The sequence below is a fragment of the Mammaliicoccus sp. J-M40 genome, from assembly GCF_022386395.1.
Taxonomy (GTDB): Bacteria; Bacillota; Bacilli; order Staphylococcales; family Staphylococcaceae; genus Mammaliicoccus; species Mammaliicoccus lentus.
In genome coordinates this window covers 160,540-179,752 of sequence record NZ_JAJNIQ010000002.1, presented here as the reverse complement: position 1 = coordinate 179,752, position 19,213 = coordinate 160,540, and the positions used below count along the sequence as shown (strand labels likewise).

Annotated in this window: 17 protein-coding genes; all 17 read right to left on the bottom strand. The window is 32.1% G+C overall.

Going from position 1 to position 19,213, the window contains the following annotated elements:
• Positions 1–46 precede the first annotated feature (46 nt).
• Entirely contained in the window at positions 47–1,483 is a 1,437-nt protein-coding gene (locus tag LQ688_RS03485) for a tetratricopeptide repeat protein (protein ID WP_017000787.1), read from the bottom strand.
• Positions 1,484–1,491: 8 nt separating this feature from the next.
• Positions 1,492–1,974 carry an acyltransferase gene (locus LQ688_RS03480; protein ID WP_017000788.1) on the bottom strand — a complete coding sequence of 161 codons (483 nt, stop codon included), beginning with the start codon at positions 1,972–1,974 and terminating at the stop codon, positions 1,492–1,494.
• 14 nt (positions 1,975–1,988) lie between these two features.
• Positions 1,989–2,816, bottom strand: a complete 828-nt coding sequence (gene lgt, locus LQ688_RS03475) for a prolipoprotein diacylglyceryl transferase (protein WP_026023720.1) — start codon at positions 2,814–2,816, stop codon at positions 1,989–1,991.
• Complete coding sequence (hprK, locus tag LQ688_RS03470; protein ID WP_017000790.1) at positions 2,813–3,745, bottom strand: HPr(Ser) kinase/phosphatase; 933 nt, start codon at positions 3,743–3,745, stop codon at positions 2,813–2,815. Before hprK ends, lgt begins: the two co-directional genes overlap by 4 nt.
• 356 nt (positions 3,746–4,101) lie before the next feature.
• Positions 4,102–4,455: a hypothetical protein gene (locus tag LQ688_RS03465; protein WP_064204491.1), complete on the bottom strand. Its 354-nt coding sequence runs from the start codon at positions 4,453–4,455 to the stop codon at positions 4,102–4,104.
• Positions 4,456–4,471: 16 nt separating this feature from the next.
• Complete coding sequence (uvrA, locus tag LQ688_RS03460) at positions 4,472–7,306, bottom strand: excinuclease ABC subunit UvrA (RefSeq protein ID WP_017000792.1); 2,835 nt, start codon at positions 7,304–7,306, stop codon at positions 4,472–4,474.
• Positions 7,307–7,311: 5 nt separating this feature from the next.
• Positions 7,312–9,294: an excinuclease ABC subunit UvrB gene (gene uvrB, locus LQ688_RS03455; RefSeq protein ID WP_017000793.1), complete on the bottom strand. Its 1,983-nt coding sequence runs from the start codon at positions 9,292–9,294 to the stop codon at positions 7,312–7,314.
• 132 nt (positions 9,295–9,426) lie between these two features.
• Positions 9,427–9,657, bottom strand: a complete 231-nt coding sequence (locus LQ688_RS03450) for a CsbA family protein (RefSeq protein ID WP_017000794.1) — start codon at positions 9,655–9,657, stop codon at positions 9,427–9,429.
• A gap of 8 nt (positions 9,658–9,665) precedes the next feature.
• Positions 9,666–10,316: a YfbR-like 5'-deoxynucleotidase gene (locus tag LQ688_RS03445; RefSeq protein WP_017000795.1), complete on the bottom strand. Its 651-nt coding sequence runs from the start codon at positions 10,314–10,316 to the stop codon at positions 9,666–9,668.
• Position 10,317: 1 nt separating this feature from the next.
• A complete protein-coding gene (locus tag LQ688_RS03440; RefSeq protein ID WP_017000796.1) occupies positions 10,318–10,893 on the bottom strand; it encodes a TlpA family protein disulfide reductase in 576 nt (191 codons plus the stop codon).
• 121 nt (positions 10,894–11,014) lie between these two features.
• Complete coding sequence (locus LQ688_RS03435; RefSeq protein ID WP_135021450.1) at positions 11,015–11,902, bottom strand: LysM peptidoglycan-binding domain-containing protein; 888 nt, start codon at positions 11,900–11,902, stop codon at positions 11,015–11,017.
• A 366-nt stretch (positions 11,903–12,268) separates the two neighbouring features.
• Entirely contained in the window at positions 12,269–12,592 is a 324-nt protein-coding gene (cccB, locus tag LQ688_RS03430; RefSeq protein WP_017000798.1) for a cytochrome c551, read from the bottom strand.
• Positions 12,593–12,763: 171 nt separating this feature from the next.
• A protein-coding gene (gene prfB / locus LQ688_RS03425) for a peptide chain release factor 2 (protein ID WP_100216303.1) occupies positions 12,764–13,877 on the bottom strand; the annotation gives its coding sequence in 2 pieces (ribosomal slippage) (positions 12,764–13,804 and positions 13,806–13,877; 1,113 coding nt in all).
• A 12-nt stretch (positions 13,878–13,889) separates the two neighbouring features.
• The gene (gene secA, locus LQ688_RS03420; protein ID WP_017000800.1) at positions 13,890–16,421 is read right to left on the bottom strand and encodes a preprotein translocase subunit SecA; all 2,532 of its coding nucleotides are present in this window, start codon (positions 16,419–16,421) and stop codon (positions 13,890–13,892) included.
• 167 nt (positions 16,422–16,588) lie between these two features.
• Entirely contained in the window at positions 16,589–17,152 is a 564-nt protein-coding gene (gene hpf / locus LQ688_RS03415) for a ribosome hibernation-promoting factor, HPF/YfiA family (protein ID WP_017000801.1), read from the bottom strand.
• 66 nt (positions 17,153–17,218) lie between these two features.
• Positions 17,219–17,743, bottom strand: coding sequence for a ComF family protein (locus tag LQ688_RS03410; protein ID WP_082894567.1), 525 nt, complete (start codon positions 17,741–17,743; stop codon positions 17,219–17,221).
• A gap of 137 nt (positions 17,744–17,880) precedes the next feature.
• On the bottom strand, positions 17,881–19,167 hold the full coding sequence (locus LQ688_RS03405) for a DEAD/DEAH box helicase family protein (protein ID WP_239724800.1): 1,287 nt from the start codon (positions 19,165–19,167) through the stop codon (positions 17,881–17,883).
• Positions 19,168–19,213 lie beyond the last annotated feature (46 nt).

Genomic DNA, 19,213 nt, shown 5'->3' with positions numbered 1-19,213 from the left:
TTATTAATTCAGTAGAATTGTACAACAATCATTCACATAAGCAAACTTATATGCTCACTAATGCTTTTATCGCTTTATTTAAGCGATAAGCTGTTATGTTAAATGAATTTTGTATCTCTTTTTTAGTTATTTTTTTATTTAATGTCTTTAAATAAATATAAATCGACGCGGCAACATAGTGTGTTGCTTCTTCAATATTTTCATGTTCTGCAATCAACATTTCAGCATGTTCTATCCATGACACGAATAATTCTTTACCATAATGTTGATATTCAGATTGTTCTATTAATCTCATACCTTCATCAATAAAACCTAGTTTATTAAGATGTAAATCTTGAAAGATATACGTAATATATAGTCGTTCATAATCAGGTAAATTCTCTAAAACTTCCCAAGTTTCATGGGACATGACTAATTCTTTATTCTTCATATGCCCCAATAAGAATATTCCATATAAACGATATCTATAATCTTCATCTTTTAATAAAGGTAACACTTGCTTATCTAGCATATCTTTAAGGTCGTCAATTTTCCATGGAGGTAATTGACTATGGTATTGTACACTATCTTCAAACTTTAGCCAATGACGTTTAGCCTCTTCCAAATAACCTAAATGATAAAAATTATAACTTAAGGCATGATGTAATTGTGGTGTACTCGCCTGAGGTTTCTTTAAAAGTGGCACTAACAATTGGTTTGAAGATTTATGCTTACCTAAATAACTTAACACTACACCCAATTTAAATGACTCTTCGTCATTAATAGGATGCAGCTTACTTAATTGTTTTAAATAATGGTTAAATCTATCCATTTGTTCAGTGTTATATAAGAGTAATGTCATATGGCAAAGTGCATAAATATCTGAGGGGTCCTCATCTAAGATTGTTTGTAATAATGCTTCTGCTTCTTCATATTTACTGTTATACAGCAACGCCATCGCTTTTAAATTCATGATATGCACATCTTCTTGCATAGTTAAACGCTGTCGTTCAAGGTAGTGATATGCTTCATCTAAACGACCATTACCAAATAAATATTGAAAGATATGCTGAATTACAAATCTTTCTGCTTCTTCTTCAACTACTGTTTGATCATCATATTTCACTTCGAACATTTGTATCATTTCATCAAAATAATCTTGGTCATCTTCCTCTGTTACATACCTTAAACCGAATAAAAATGCCTTGTTCGGTTCATTTGATTTTATGAACATCTGACTTAAATAAAAATAATAATCTGTTACAAAATTGCCCTTAGCTATTTGATCATACATTAGTTCTTCAGCTTTTGTATTTTGATTAAGCTCTACAAGACATTCAGCGTATGGCGGAATAATAACAAAATCATCAGGTGATAGTTCAAGTGCTTTTTTAAATAAAGACTCAGCATATATATAATCTTGTTCTCTCATTTTTTCCATAGCCTTATGGTAATAGAAGTCTTTATCAAACCTAACATGTATAATATTCGAATTGTCTCCCAATGATTTATTCACCGCCTCTTCTTAAGTTGCATTGGATTGCCAAATGCCATCATATCCTCAGGAACATCTTTCGAAACGATAGTTCCGCTAGCTACAATAGCATTATTTCCAATGTTAACGCCAGCTAAAATCGTCGCATTTGCTCCGATTAACACATTATCTCCAATGTTAACGCGACCAACCCTATATTCTTCTACTAAATACTCGTGGCATAATATTGTCGCATTATATCCTATTACACAGTTACTACCTAGTGTAATAAGTTCCGGGTATAAAATATCTGGCGTTGCTTTAAATGCAAAAGCAGTTTCCCTTCCTACTTTCATTTTTAAAGCTTTTCGATATAACCAATGTTTCCATTTAAGACTTGGTAAATATCTACTAATTTCAATGATAATAACATTTTTACATACTTTTATAAAACGTATTGTTTGATACATTTTCCATAATGGATTCGCACCAGAAACTTTCTTTATTTTTAATGCTCTCAAAATTAACACTTCTTTCAATTCGAGTTATGGTAATAACCTTTAACTTCTCTGAATTTAGGTAAATCATAACGTATCCTTCTATATAATATAAAGATGATTGATGCAATAATAATGACAATAGATATTACTTGAGCAATTCTTAAATATTCAGTAAGCATTAAACTATCTGTTCTTAATCCTTCTATAAAGTATCGACCAATAGAGTAATAAATTAAATATGCAAAGAATGTTTCACCAATTTTTAAATGTGGTCTTATTAATAATAAAATAATAAATCCAATGATATTCCATATCGATTCATATAGGAATGTCGGTTGATAAAATACACCGTCAATTTGCATTTGGTTAATGATAAATTCAGGTATATGTATGTTTTCCAAGAAGCTTCTTGAAACAGGTCCACCGTGTGCTTCTTGATTGATAAAATTACCCCATCTCCCAATGGCTTGCGCTAAAATAATACCTGGCGCCACAATATCGACCATTTGGAAGAAGGATAAGTTTTTCACTCGACATAATATTGCCCCAGTTAAAAATGCACCAATTAATCCACCGTGTATAGCAATTCCACCGTTCATAATTAAAGGTATCTCTGCTAAGTGTTGACTATAATATTCCCATTCAAATGCAACATAATATATTCTCGCACAAATGATGGCCATAACCACACACCAAATGATTAAATCAATTAACGTTTCTTCTTTAATTCCTACCTTTTTAGCCGTGCTTTGTGCCATAAGATAACCAATTAATATACCAGATGCGATTATGATTCCATACCACCTAATTGAAAGTGGTCCTAATTGAATTGCGACTGGATCTATCCCTAGCACTTCCATCATTCTTTCTCCTTACTAGCGTTTTTTAATATTTCAGCATTTAGACGATTATTAAATTCTTCTGCCGTATTAATACCCATATTGTTTAGACGATAGTTCATCGCTGCTACTTCAATAATGACAGCTAAGTTTCTACCAGGTCGAACAGGTATTGTTTTCTTAGTAATTTTAGAATCGAGTATTTTTAATGTTTCTTCATTTAATCCTACACGATCATAAATTTTTTCTTTGTGCCATGTCTCTAAATTGATATTTAATTTAATACGTTTTTCCATCAAAATCGAACCGGCTCCAAACAATGTCATTACGTTAATGATACCTAAACCTCTTATTTCTAATAAATGTTCAATGATTTTCGGTGCTTTACCGATTAATTCATTCTTATTAATTTCTTTTATCTCTACGTTATCATCCGCTACAAGACGATGACCTCTTTTTACAAGTTCTAATGCTGTTTCACTCTTACCAACACCACTATCGCCAGTAATAAGAACACCAACACCATAAACGTCTACAAGTACACCGTGCAACGAAGTTTCAGGCGCTAATTCTCTTTCTAAATAGCTTGTCACTTGTCCCATCAATTTTGTAGTTGATGATTCGCTGATAAGTAGTGGCGTATTCTCTCTATTACAGCTTTCTTTTAATTCTTCAGGCGCTTCTAGTCCACGCGTTATAATAATAGCTGGTGTTTCCGGTCTACATAATTTAGCCATGCGTCCTTCTTTTTCTTCATCCGGCAACAAATTATAAAATGATAATTCTGTCGTACCTAATACTTGAATTCTGTCTGAAGAATAATGTGAAAAATACCCTGCCATCTCGAGCCCAGGTCTTGATAAATCAGTTTCAGTTACTTTGCGATGGAGTCCAGCCTTCCCAGCAATGACTTCCATGTTAAATTGTTCTATTAATTTACTACTCGTAATCATAGGTTCACCTCTAGGTTAATATATGTTAATTCTAATGAACTTTAGTGATAACTGCAATCATTATAAATATACGAAAAGTGACAATAAAGCAAAAACTAGAAGATTAAAGTTCGTTATTTTAAATTATTTGACTTTAAATATAGAAATGTTGCACGTGACACTTCTCTAGCAACTTTAGAGACTCGTAAATTTCTATATGACCAGAATTTATATTATTTCTAATAAAAAAGAGACTGGACATAAATACATGTCTCAGTCTCTCATTATAAAGGCAGTAGCTGACTAGGAGGGACTACGAAATCTTTTTATTAAACTGAGATTTCTCTCCCGCTCCCAAACGTAACTTTCTAAGCTATTTATAAATTATTATTTTGATCGTTGTTATTATTATCGTTATTCTCGTTGTTCCCTTTGTTAAATGAGCGGATAATTGTTCTTAATGATTCGTCTAATTGTTGTACTGGATCCACATCGCTGTTTTCTCTATTTTGAAATTGTTTATCAAATTCAGTTTTACCGTTTTTAGCTGTTGATTTTACTTTTTCAAATAAATCTTCAAATAATGTTTCTACATTTTCTCTAGATTTACTTGTGAATGCTGTTGATTTTTGACCATTATTTGAAGTAGCTTCTAATAGTTTCACCGCTTCATCTACATTAATATGGTCTTTCTCGATTAATTCTAAAATCTTTAACTGTACTTCGTTCATACTTTCGCCTCCCGTTTTATGCTCGATCTCTTTCTAAGATCGGCTTTAAATATTTACCAGTATATGATGCATCTACTTCTACTATATCTTCTGGTGTTCCTGTTGCGATGATTTCTCCACCGCCATCTCCACCTTCTGGACCTAAATCAACGATATAGTCTGCTGTTTTAATGACATCTAAATTATGTTCTATAATAATGACAGAGTCACCATTTTCTACAAGTCTGTTTAATACACTTAGCAAGCGTTTTATATCATCAACGTGTAAACCAGTTGTTGGTTCGTCAAGAATATATAACGACTTACCGTTAGAACGTCTGTGCAGTTCAGATGCCAGCTTCACACGTTGAGCTTCACCACCGGATAAAGTTGTAGCAGGTTGACCGAGTTTAATATAACCTAGGCCAACATCAACAAGTGTTTTAAGCTTTCTATTTATCTTTGGCAAGCTTTCAAAGAAATGATACGCATCTTCTACAGTCATTTCTAATACGTCAGAAATATTTTTTCCTTTATATGTTACTTCTAACGTTTCTCTATTATACCTTTTTCCATCACAAACTTCACATGGTACGTATACATCAGGTAAGAAATGCATTTCAATTTTGATGATTCCATCGCCTTTACATGCTTCACAACGGCCACCTTTAACGTTAAAACTAAATCTACCTTTTTGATAACCTCTTACTTTAGCTTCATTCGTTTGACTAAATACATCGCGAATATCATCGAATACACCTGTATATGTCGCCGGGTTAGATCTTGGTGTTCTACCTATTGGTGATTGATCTATATCAATAATTTTTTCTATTTCATTAACACCTTTAATAGATTTGTGCGCACCAGGTCTTGTTTTTGTATTATAAAGTTGTTTTTGAAGTCCTTTGTATAATACTTCGTTAACTAATGAACTTTTGCCGGAACCAGAAACACCCGTTACACAAGTCAATACTGATAATGGAAAATCTACATCTACATTCTTCAAGTTGTTACTCGTTGCACCTTTTACAGAAATTTTGCGTTTCGTTATTTTTCTTCTCTTAGCCGGCACGACAACTTTTTCTTTACCACTTAAATATTGACCAGTTAAAGAATCTTCATTAGCCATGACTTCTTCTGGTGTACCACTCGCAACTATTTCACCGCCATGAACACCAGCTTTAGGCCCTATATCTACTAGGTAATCTGCTGCTTTCATCGTATCTTCGTCATGTTCCACAACAATTAAAGTGTTGCCCATATCTCTCATAGATTTCAAAGTATTAATTAATCGGTCATTATCACGTTGGTGTAGTCCTATAGAAGGCTCATCAAGAACATAAAGTACACCTGATAACCTTGAACCAATTTGCGTTGCTAATCTTATACGTTGCGCTTCACCACCAGATAAAGTACCTGATGATCTGTTTAATGTTAAATATTCTAAACCAACATCATTTAAGAATGTTAGTCTTTCGTGTATTTCTTTCAAAATTAGCTTAGCAATTTGACGTTCAGTTTCATCAAGAGTTAAATTATCGAAGTGTTTTAACGAATCACTTATAGAATATCTTACAACTTCACCTATATGTTGACCGTCTACTTTAACACATAAAGCTTTTTCATTTAATCGATAACCATTACATGTTTCACATGTTTTTTCGACCATGTATTTTTGCATAACTTCTCTTACATATTCAGATGGCGAATCATGGTATCTTCTTTCGATGTTATTCAACACACCTTCAAAAGCCATCGTTCTTGTACGTTTTGCTTTTGTACCATAATCTTGATTAAATTCAAATTTAATTTCATCATCATGACCACGTAAAATGATATTTTTTTCTTTTTTAGTTAAATCTTTAAATGGCTTATCCATATCTATTTTAAAATGCTCACATGTTTGTTCTAATAACGTTGGATAATAATTAGAACTAATAGGTTGCCATGGTAATATAGCGCCATCTTTAAGGCTTAAAGTTTTGTCTGGCACAACTAAATCTATATCAACTGTTAATTTACTGCCTAAACCATCACACGATGGACAAGCACCAAATGGACTGTTAAATGAGAACATTCTAGGTTCTAAATGATCAACAGAGAATCCGCAAATTGGACATGCATGGTGCTCTGAAAACTTAATTTCATCACCATCAATAACGTCAGCAATTGCAGTACCATCAGCTAATTCTAAAGCAGTTTCTAATGAATCAGCTAGACGTGCTTCTATGCCATCTTTAACGACTAAGCGGTCTATTACGACATGAATTGTATGGTTTTGATTTTTATTTAATTCTGGTACATCGTCTACGTCTAAAATTTGGCCGTCAACTTTCAATCTTGCATAACCCTTTTTAGCAATATCGTCGATTAATTTCTTATGTGAACCTTTTCTTCCAGAAATTATTGGAGATAGAATTTGAATTTTAGTTCTTTCTTCTAACTCCATTACTTGATCGACCATTTGCTGCACGGTTTGAGATTTTATTTCTATACCATGGTTTGGACATATCGGTCTTCCTACCCTTGCATATAGTAATCTTAAATAATCATAAATTTCAGTTACCGTTGCAACAGTAGAACGCGGATTTTTACTCGTTGTTTTTTGGTCAATCGAAATAGCTGGTGACAGCCCTTCAATTAAATCAACGTCCGGCTTATCCATTTGTCCTAAAAATTGTCTTGCGTAAGCACTTAAAGATTCTACATATCTTCTTTGTCCTTCAGCATAAATAGTATCAAAAGCTAATGAAGATTTACCTGACCCAGATAAACCTGTCATCACTATTAATTGATCTTTAGGTATTTCAATATCTACATTTTTTAAGTTATGTGCTCTCGCACCCTTTACGATGATGGATTTATTTTTCATCTCAGTCACCTTTCTGCTTTTAATTCAAACAATATGTCTCTTAATTCAGATGCACGTTCGAAGTCTAAATCTTTCGCAGCATCTTTCATTTCGTTCTCTACGCGCTCAATTGTTTTCTCTCTTTCTTTCTTCGTGAGTTTCTTAGGTGCTTTTTTCTTGTCTTGTTCGTTAACTTCATCTGTTTCAACTGTAGCAGATATGACATCGCGTATTTTCTTATTAATTGTTTGTGGCGTAATATTATATTTTTCGTTATATGCTTCTTGTGTTTCTCTACGTCTATTTGTTTCATCAATAGCTGTTCTCATAGAATCAGTAATTTTGTCAGCATACATAATGACTTTACCTTTATCGTTACGTGCAGCACGACCTGCTGTTTGGATGAGTGACCGTTCTGATCTTAAGAAACCTTCTTTATCAGCATCTAAAATTGTAACAAGCGATACTTCAGGGATATCTAAACCTTCTCTTAGTAAGTTAATACCCACTAACACATCATAAACACCCATTCTTAAGTCTCTAATAATTTCAATTCTTTCGAGTGTTTTAATTTCAGAATGTAAGTAGTTTACTTTGACTCCTGCTTCTTTTAAATAAGTTGTTAAATCTTCACTCATTTTTTTCGTAAGCGTTGTGATAAGAACACGCTCATTTTGTTCAACACGTTCGTTTATTTCTGACATTAAATCATCGATTTGATTTTTACTAGGTCTTACTTCTATGATTGGATCTAACAAACCAGTTGGTCGTATAATTTGTTCAACCATTTCATCTGTATGCTCAATTTCAAATGGACCAGGCGTAGCTGAAACATACACAAGTTGTTTCGTTTTCTCTTCAAATTCTTCAAATTTAAGAGGTCTATTATCTAAAGCACTTGGCAGTCTAAAGCCATGTTCAACAAGTACATTCTTTCTAGCTTGGTCACCATTATACATACCTCTAATTTGTGGTAATGTAACATGAGATTCATCAACCATAACTAACCAATCATCACCAAAATAATCTAATAATGTATATGGAGTAGAGCCTTTAGGACGTAACGTTAAGTGAACTGAGTAGTTCTCAATCCCTGAACAAAATCCCATTTCTCTCATCATTTCTAAATCATAGTTTGTTCTTTGTTCTAAACGTTGTGCTTCTAATAATTTATTTTCTTTACGCAATTCTTCTAAACGTTCTTTTAATTCTTGTTCAATTCGTTCAATTGCAACTTTCATTTTTTCTTCACGTGTTACGAAGTGGGAAGCTGGATAAAACAGGAAATGTTCTCTTTCTGCTATAACTTCTCCAGTTAAATAATTCACTTCTCTAATTCTATCTATTTCATCACCAAAAAATTCGACTCTTACACATAGCTCATCACGAGATGCTGGGAATATTTCAACAACATCCCCTCTAACTCTAAATGTACCACGTCTAAAATCGATATCATTTCTAGCATATTGGTTATCTACTAATTTTCTTAATAATTCATTTCTTTCCATTTCCATGCCCTTACGTACACTCACTACTAAATCCTTATATTCTTCTGGATTTCCTAAACCGTAAATACAACTCACACTCGCAATAACAATAACGTCATTACGTTCAAACAATGAACTTGTAGCTGAATGGCGCAATTTATCTATTTCATCATTGATAGATGCATCTTTTTCTATGAAAGTATCTGTTTGAGGCACATATGCTTCAGGTTGATAATAGTCATAATAACTTACAAAGTATTCAACACGATTTTCAGGGAAAAACTCTTTAAATTCACTATATAATTGCCCGGCTAACGTTTTATTATGAGCAATAATCAATGTCGGTTTACCAACTTCTTTAATTACATTACTCATCGTAAATGTCTTACCAGTACCAGTAGCACCTAATAATGTTTGGTGTCTTTTACCGTCTTTAATACCCTTTACAAGAGATTTAATTGCTTCAGGTTGATCGCCTTGCGGAGAGTATTCAGAATGTATTTCAAAAGGAATATGTTGCATAGTAACCTCCTAATTTTCTCAAATATATAAATATATTTTAACAAATTTTTGTAAAAATAACCAAACATTTGTTCGTTCTAAGTTTATAAAAATACAAATAAGAGGAAAAATCACATTGATTTATCCTCTTATCTATCTTGATTCAATTTTATCTATTTTAAGTGCGTCCACGATATAATAACCAGCGACTAGACTGATAACATCTAACACAATAATCAACTCATCATGAAAGAACCCTTTGTAAACTGATGCACCGATAATAACTGTTGCAATCAGTAATCCAATCCATTTATTTTGAGTGATTTGTGTCAAAACTATAACCAGTAAACAAGGGAGGAACAATGCTAGAATTGGCCAAATCATTCAATTCGTTAACTCCTTTTTGTTTCACGTTTTTCAAGAATTGTCATTGTCGTTTCTTTTAATTCAGAACGTGGAATAAATTTTTCTTGTAACATTTCCGGTATAATATTTTGAATAAAATCTTGTACTGATGATAAATGATCGAATTGCATAATTGTTTCTAATGAGCTTTCGTAAATTTCAAAAAACAAAGGTTCAGGGTTTCGTTTTTGAATTTCTCCAAAAGATTCATAAAGCAAGTCAATTTTATCAGCAACACTGAGTATTTGTCCTTCTATACTATCATCTTTACCCTCTTGTAGTCTATGTCTATATATACTTTGATATTCTTCAGGAAATTCTTCTGTTATAAACTTTTCTATCATTTCTTCTTCAACTTGAGAAAATAATTTTTTCAATTCATACGAAGCATATTTTACAGGTGTTTTAATATCACCAGTGAATATTTCGGGATAATCGTGGTTTAATGCTTTCTCATATACAAGCTTCCAATTAATTTCTTGGCCATTTGCTTCTTCAACTGTAGCTAAATATTGTGCTATTTTAGTTACTTTAAAAGAATGCGCTGCCACATTATGGTCTTGAAATTTGAATTTTCCAGGACATCTTACTAATTTCTCTAAATCTGTTAAACTTTTAAAATATTGGTGTACCCCCAAATTAATGTTCCTCCTTTAATTGTAAGACTAAGTTATTTAGTGTTTTTTCGGACAATTCTCCTAAATATACTTTTTCTACTTTCCCTTCTTTATTCACGAAAAGTGTTGTTGGTATATTATAAGATTTAAACTTTTTCAAAAAGTCTTCTTCTGCTACATATATATCATAATTTACATGAACGTCATCAATAAGTTGTTGTGCTGGTTTTCTTTTATCTTTAACATTTAAACCTATCAGTTCCACATCTTTATTAGAATGCTTAGCGTATTTAACAAGCTCGGGCATTTCTCTCTTACAAGGATCGCACCATGAAGCAAATAAATTAATAACTGTAATTTCATTTTTAGAAGTTACTTTTTTTAATTCAGTTGGTTCAAGTTTATCAAAAGTTTTCACTTTTTCATCATTAACATTTAAACCAGTTGCAGGATGACTATTTTGAAAAGTTTGTTCGCCCTGTTGTTCTTGAAATTGTTCTTTATTTTGAAACTTATTTACGTCTATCACTTTATATATACTTATTCCTATAATACTCATTAAAATTAATACTAGTATGATTTTTAACCATTTTTTCATTACTTCAAACCTCTTCAGCTTAATTTACATTTATTATATCAACTAAAGTTATAAAAAAAAGCAAATAGTTTAAATTCATAATTGAATTAACTACTTGCTTGTACATATTTAACTAAAATGACTAATGTATATAGTTGTATGCTTTAGCTGCAGAAGCTGAAATTGTTCGTGAAGAAACAACTCCTACACCTTGATAGTTCATCTCTGATACTTGTAGAGAACCATCAGAGTTAACATTTTCAACGTATGCTACATGACCGTAGCCACCAGCTGTAGATTGTAATATAGCGCCTGCTGAAGGAGTATTGTTAACTGTATAACCAGATTGTGCAGCTGCATTAGCCCAGTTGTTAGCATTTCCCCAAGTGCTTCCAATATCAGGGCGTTTACTAAATGCATAGTAAGTACATTGACCTGAAGTATATAAATTAGCCCCGCCACCTGTTGATGGTCTGCTATACGATACTGCAGTAGTTGGCGATTCATTATTAAACGTTGGTAAAGCGTATGCTTGGTAGTCTTCAGTATTATACTCACTACCAGTTGAAGTTTGCTCAAAAACATATCTTAATAAGCTTTCTTCTTGAGCTGATGCTTCAGGTGCGTTAATTGAAACAGTAGTTGGTTCTGCAGTAGCTTCATCGCCAGATAATTGAGCGTCTGCTGATACTAATAATGGTTTACCAACTAAAATAATATCTGATGACAAGTTATTCCATTCTTTTAATTCTGATACAGTTACGTCAAATTTTTTAGAGATTTTATTGAGTGTATCGCCTTCTTGTATAACATAAACGTCATCTTTTAATACTTTTATATTTTGTCCTACTGAAACTTCAGTAGAAATTTTATTTAATTCTTTAAGATTTGAAATAGAAGTCCCATATTCCTGTGCGATAGTTGCTAATGTTTCACCTTCTTTAACTTCATGCTCTGCAGCAAAAGCTGTTGTTTGTACTAAAGATGTTAAAGCTGTAACAGATGCAAACGTAACTAATGTCTTCTTCATGATGGTTAAATCCTCCTGAGATTTATATGTTTTTATTTATATTTATATTAATTTGAGTTTCCCTCAACTATTACTGGAAATATAATATCATAAAATCATCGCACAAATTCCTTTGTTACATATTCGTAATATAAACGTTACCTTTCTATAATTTAAATTAAAAATATCTATAAAGATTATTATGACAGTCTTAATAGCTAGTATTAAATAATATTCATAATATAATATCGTCAAAAAAAATCATTGTCGATGGAGAATTTATCCAAAAACCATTTACCAATTCTTATTTCATTAAAATACAATGTAACAATTATAAAAAAAGAAAAATACAGAGTTATAAGTTTTCGTAACTTATAACTCTGTACTTTATTTTTGTTCTGCTAACCATTTTGCTACTTCTTTAGCTTCTTTTTCATCAACTACTTTACTCGGCATACTACCTTTACCTTCATTGATAATTTTCTCTATATCTTGTTCTGATAGTTTAGAACCTACATTTTTCAATGATGGACCAGAAGCACCTTCTAAGTCTTTACCGTGACAGCCGACACAAGAATTATTTTTAAAAATCTTTTCCCCCTGAGAGCTATATTCTTCAGATTTACTTTCGTCCGATGAAGAATTTCCACATCCAGCAAACACTAATGAAGAAGCCGCAACGATTGAAATAATGCCCGTTTTAAATCTCATGTTTTACACCCCATATTAATATATAATCACATTAATATTTTACCATGATTGTGTTTATTTTAAAACGATATTGTGTATTTTTTCACAAAACCTTAACTATTATGTTCATCAAAAAAATCAGGTGAATTTCTTGTTATTTAAGAATTTCACCTGATTTTTGTTTACTTTATTTTATGATTGCTCGTTTAATTGACTACGTAAATATGCATCTATAAACGGATCAATTTCTCCATCCATTACTGCACTTGTATTTCCTGTTTCTTCATTGGTTCTATGATCTTTAACCATCGCATATGGATGGAATACGTAAGAACGTATTTGACTTCCCCACCCAATTTCTTTCTGCTCGCCTCTTATTTCATTTAAAGCAGCAGCTTGTTCTTCTAATTCTCTTTGATAAAGTTTAGCTTTTAACATTTTCATTGCTTGCTCTCTGTTTTTAATTTGAGAACGCTCATTTTGACAAGTAACAACGATGCCTGTTGGTTGGTGTGTAATACGCACCGCTGAATCAGTAGTATTAACGTGCTGTCCACCTGCACCGGATGCTCTATAAGTGTCTACTGATATATCTTCAGAATTAACTTCGATTTCAATTTTTTCATTATTAAATTCTGGTGTAACTTCACAAGAAACAAATGATGTATGTCTTCTTCCCGAAGAATCAAATGGAGAAATACGTACTAATCTATGAACACCTTTTTCAGCTCTTAAATAGCCATAAGCATTGTGCCCTTTAATTAATAAAGTTACACTTTTAATTCCTGCTTCATCACCATTTTGGTAATCTAATGTCTCAACTTTAAAGCCTTTATGTTCAGCGAATCGTTGATACATTCTGAGTAACATAGAACCCCAATCTTGAGATTCTGTTCCACCAGCACCAGGATGTAATTCTAATATCGCATTATTCTCGTCATGCTCTCCATTTAATAATAGATTCAATTCAAATTGTTCTATATCTTTATTAATTGTTTTTAAGTCAGACTCTAAAGCTTTATGCATATCTTCGTCATATTCTTCTTGTAGTAATTCAATCGTTGTATACAAATCTTCAATTTGATTTTCTAAATTATAAAAATCATTTACAACTGACTTGAGTGCATTATTTTTATTAATAATTTCTTGTGCTTTATTCTGATCATCCCAAAAAGAAGGATCAACCATCATTTCTTCATATTCTTGTATGTTTGTCTCTTTATTTTCTAAGTCAAAGAGACCCCCTGATGTTTAATAATTTTTCATTATGCTTATTTAAAATCTGTTTAATTTCCGTTAATTCCATAATTTAACTCCTTTACGCTTTACCGTGACAATTTTTATATTTTTTGCCGCTTCCACAAGGACAAGGGTCATTTCGACCTACTTGTTCATCTTTAACAATCGGTTTAGGTTTTACTTTTTCTTTACCGTCGTTTGCTCCAACGTGTTTAGCTTCACCAATTTCAACTTGTTGACGTTCTACTTGTTCACCGCGGTCAATTGTAGCTTTTAAAATATACTTACTTACTTCGTCTTCAATGTCACTTAACATTGTTTCAAATAATTCTAAACCTTCATTTTGATATTCACGCAATGGATTTATTTGACCATAAGATCTCAAGTGAATACCTGTACGTAATTGATCCATCGTATCGATATGATCTGTCCATTTACGGTCTATCGTTCTTAATACAATCATACGTTCAAATTCAGACATTTGATCTCCGAATTCTTCTTGTTGATGTTTATATTGGTCTTTAATTTTCTCAAGTACAATTTCTTGGATATCTTCATAGTCTCTTCCACGGATATCATCTGCTTTAATTACACCAGGTTGTAGATAAGAATCTTCGATATATTGAACAAGTGCTTCATAATCAATATCATCTTCATTAGCAGATAAATGATAGTTTATACCACGTTCAAGAGAAGATTTAATCATACCTTTAACGATATTTTCGACATTATCATTTTCAATAATATCATTACGTTCACCGTATATAATTTCACGTTGTTGTCTTAAGACATCATCATATTCTAATAGACGTTTACGAGCATCAAAGTTATTACCTTCAACACGTTTTTGAGCAGACTCTACCGCTCTTGAAACCATTTTTGATTCAATAGGTGTATCATCATTCATACCTAGTCTGCCCATCAATGATTGCATGCGTTCAGAGCCGAATCTCACCATTAATTCATCTTGTAACGATAAATAGAATCTACTTTTACCAACGTCACCTTGACGTCCAGAACGACCTCTTAATTGGTCATCAATACGTCTAGATTCATGTCTTTCTGTACCAATAACTGCTAGTCCACCTAATTCTATAACGCCTTCGCCTAGTTTAATGTCTGTACCACGACCAGCCATGTTTGTCGCGATTGTAACAGCGCCTTTTTCACCAGCGCTTTGAATAATTTCCGCTTCACGTTCATGGTTTTTCGCGTTTAAAACATCATGTCTTACGCCTTTTTTCTTCAGTAAGTTCGAGATATATTCACTCGTTTCAACCGCTACTGTACCTAATAGTACTGGTTGACCTTTTTTGTATAATTCGATGACATCTCTAACAACAGCATCAAACTTACCTTTTTGAGACGCAAATATCATATCTGCTTCATCTTTACGTTGAATAGGTCGATTAGTAGGAATTTGAGTTACAGTCATATTATAAATGTTTCTAAATTCTTCTTCTTCCGTCTTAGCAGTACCTGTCATACCAGATAATTTATTGTACATTCTAAAGAAGTTTTGGAATGTAATAGAAGCCATTGTTTTAGACTCATTTTGAATTTCTAATCCTTCCTTAGCTTCAATAGCTTGATGCAATCCATCTGAGAAACGACGGCCCGGCATTGTACGACCAGTAAATTGGTCAACAATCATTATTTCACCGTCTTCAACAACATAGTCCTTGTCTTTAAACATCGTACGATTTGCTTTTAATGCAATGTTGATATGATGCATTAAGTTTACATTTTTAACATCGAATAAGTTATCTATTTTAAACATGCGTTCTGCTTTATCAATACCTTGTTCAGTTAACGTAATCGCTTTTGTCTTTTCATCATACGTAAAGTCATCTTCATCTTTTAACATTTTAACGAAAACATTTGCTTGAGTATAAAGTGTCGTAGATTTTTCTGCTTCACCAGATATGATTAACGGTGTTCTCGCTTCGTCAATTAAAATAGAGTCGACTTCATCGATAATAGCAAAGTTTAATGGTCTCATTACGCGGTCATCTTTGTATGTGACCATGTTATCTCTTAAATAGTCAAAGCCTAATTCATTATTCGTACTATACGTAATATCTGCAGCATATGCCGCTCTTTTTTCTTCTGTACTTAAAGAATTTAAATTCAAGCCTACAGATAAACCTAAGAAGTTGTATAGTTTTGCCATTTCTTCACTTTGGAAACTAGATAAATATTCGTTTACTGTAACAACATGTACCCCTCTGCCACTCAGAGCATTTAAATATACAGGCATTGTTGCTGTTAACGTTTTACCTTCACCAGTTTTCATTTCTGATATATCACCACGATGAATTGCAATACCACCCATAACTTGTACTTTAAATGGTGTCATGCTAAATACACGTGTAGAAGCTTCTCTTACGATTGCATATGCTTCTGGAAGTATTTTATCTAAATACTTTTCTTGTTTTTTATAATCTTCTATCTCTGCCAATTCTTTTTGGTATTGTACTGTCTTTTCTCTTAATTGGTCATCTGTTAGTTTTGCAATTTCGTCTTCAAAACCGATGACTTGATCTGCTAATTTTGCAAGTGATTTTACAACTCGCTTATTACCATCAGCTAATTTTGATAAAAAACCCATTTTGTTCTCTCCTTCAACTAGGAAACTAGTAATCTTACAACAATATATCATAACACTTTTATTTTTATTTTTATACTATTTAAGATTACCAGCTCTTTTAACGAAAAGCTATTATTACACAAAGAAAACTGACACAGAAGTTCTGCATCAGTTTTCGGTTTATTCATTTATTGTATTGATGTTTCAATTAAACCATATTTACCGTCTTTACGTTTGTAAACTATACTTGTTCCATCTGTTTCTGCATCTGTGAAGATGTAGAAATCATGACCTAGTAGATTCATTTGTAAAACAGCTTCTTCAGAATCCATAGGTTTCAATGCGAACTGTTTAGAACGAATGATTTCTATTTCACTATCGCTTTCTTCGTTTTCCTCCGGATAACCAGGTTCAGTAGTAGCGAATATGTCTTTTTCTCGTCCTTTATCACGATACTTTCTGTTTACTTTTGTTTTGTACTTACGCACTTGTCTTTCTAATTTGTTAGTTATTAAGTCGATTCCAGCATATAAATCATCATGTTTTTCTTCAGCTCTTAAAGTAACTTCTTTCAACGGAATTGTTACTTCAACTTTACTACTTGAATCCTGATAAGTTTTAATTTTAACATGAGCTATCGCTTCCGGGACATTTGTAAAGTAACGTTCTAATTTACCTACTTTGTCCTCAATATAATTTCTTATCGGATCAGTCACTGTGATGTTTTCACCATGAATTTCAAATCTGATCATAAAGCACCGACTCCTTTAATGCGCTATTCTCTTTGTGTTTCTTCCTACTATTATTTTACCATTATTTTATCCTCTTGCAAATGTTAAGGCATCTAGTTTTCTGATTTTTCTAACAAATAAATGCTCGGCCATTTGATGTAATGTTAGACCCGTCGTATAGATATCATCTACTAGTAATATTTTTTTATTTTCTAAGTTTATTTCGTCGATTAATTTAAATGGATTATTTTGTTCTGACCTTTCTTTTTTCGACAAGCAAGCTTGTTTTTTTCGTTCTTCTGTTTGAAATAGTTGTGTATAAGGTATGTTTTGTTTATCTAATACGTACGCAACGTGATCGAAAGTTCTATTTCTTAGTTTATTATCATTAATAGGTGCTGGCACGATTAAATCATAATTTTTAATTATCTTTCTAGGTATTTGAAATATTTCGTACAATGCTAAATCTCCAGAAAATTTATATTGATGCATCAATGTTTTAATGAAAGTTTGATAATCATAAAGTGTATGTAGTTGATTAATTAACTTATAACTTTGAGATAACCACATACAATCTAAACATTCATGTTCATCTTCTGATAATATTTTCAAACATTTTGTACATCTTCGTACATTATGATTGAACGTCAAATTTAACTGGCAAGATCGGCATATATTTTGAGATTGATTAAATAAATTCAATAAATTTATCGATTCATTTATTGAATTTTGACAGATTAAGCATTTTTTCACTTTAACCATCCTCTTTCTTTAGCAAGTTTATTCATGCTCATAATTTCTTTTCTTGCTAAGTCCATTTCTTTAGTTATCCCTTTGTTGTAACATATTACGTTTCCTGTCGGATTAGAAGTCTTTCTACCGACTCTTCCTGCAATTTGAATAATAGCACTTGAAGTAAACATATCTGTTCGAATAATTACAACATCCAATGCTGGTAACGTAACACCTCTCTCTAAAATAGTCGTTGTAAACATGATATCAACTTCGTTATTTCTTAAACGACTAACTTTCTCATGTCTTTCTGGATCTTGACTCGATACACATTCAATCTTTGAAAAGTACTGCGTATATAGTTTGAATACAGATTCCATATAATTAATATCGTGGAAAAATACAAATGTTTTTCTATTTTCATTAACTTGTCTTTTTAAAAATTTTAGTAATTTATGATTTATTTTTGTTGTCTTAACAATATTATAATGAAATTCTGGTACAGGTAGAGAGTGTCCGTGATAGCGTGCAGGTAAAGTTATTATTTGATGTTCTTTGAAAAGTGAACGCAGTTGTTTGTTAGGAGTAGCAGTTAAATAAATATGACTAGATTGTATACGAGTTGCTTTACTTATCGTTGTCATTAACTGATTATCCATTTCTAAAGGAAATGCATCAACCTCGTCAACGATTACCACATCAAAATGTTGATAATATCTCATCAACTGATGAACTGTAGATACAATAAAGGTGCTGTTAAATTTAGCAAACTGTCCTTCATATAATAAATCTATTTGTTCATCAACAAAAGCCTGTTTCAACCTTAAATATACTTCTTTAACAACATCTACTCTTGGAGAGACAACAGCCACGTTATAACCTTTACGTCTTGCTTGAGAAATACCTTCAAAAATCATTTCTGTCTTTCCTGCACCTGTAACTGCGTGCAATAGCAATGGGGAATGTGACAAGATAGCTTCACTAACCTTTTGAGAAGCTAGTTCTTGTTGAGGACTTAATTTAAAATCTAGTTTAAAGTATCCAGATGTCTCTTCTCTGTGACTTTCTATCACGTATATATTTTTACAACTTTGAACTTTACCAAGTTGAATACAACTTCTACAATAAATAGTTTCTTTATTACAGTGGTAACAATAATAATGATAGAACATCCTTTGATCAGTATTTGTACATTGATTACATTTATACTTATCATTAACGATTGTAACCCCTGGTAAAGTTTTTAAAATTTTTTCATCAGTAATGTCACTTAAATCATGACAAATACGGCCATAATATTTCATATTACCTCCAATAAAAAAGCACAAAAAGCATATGCTTTTTGTGCTG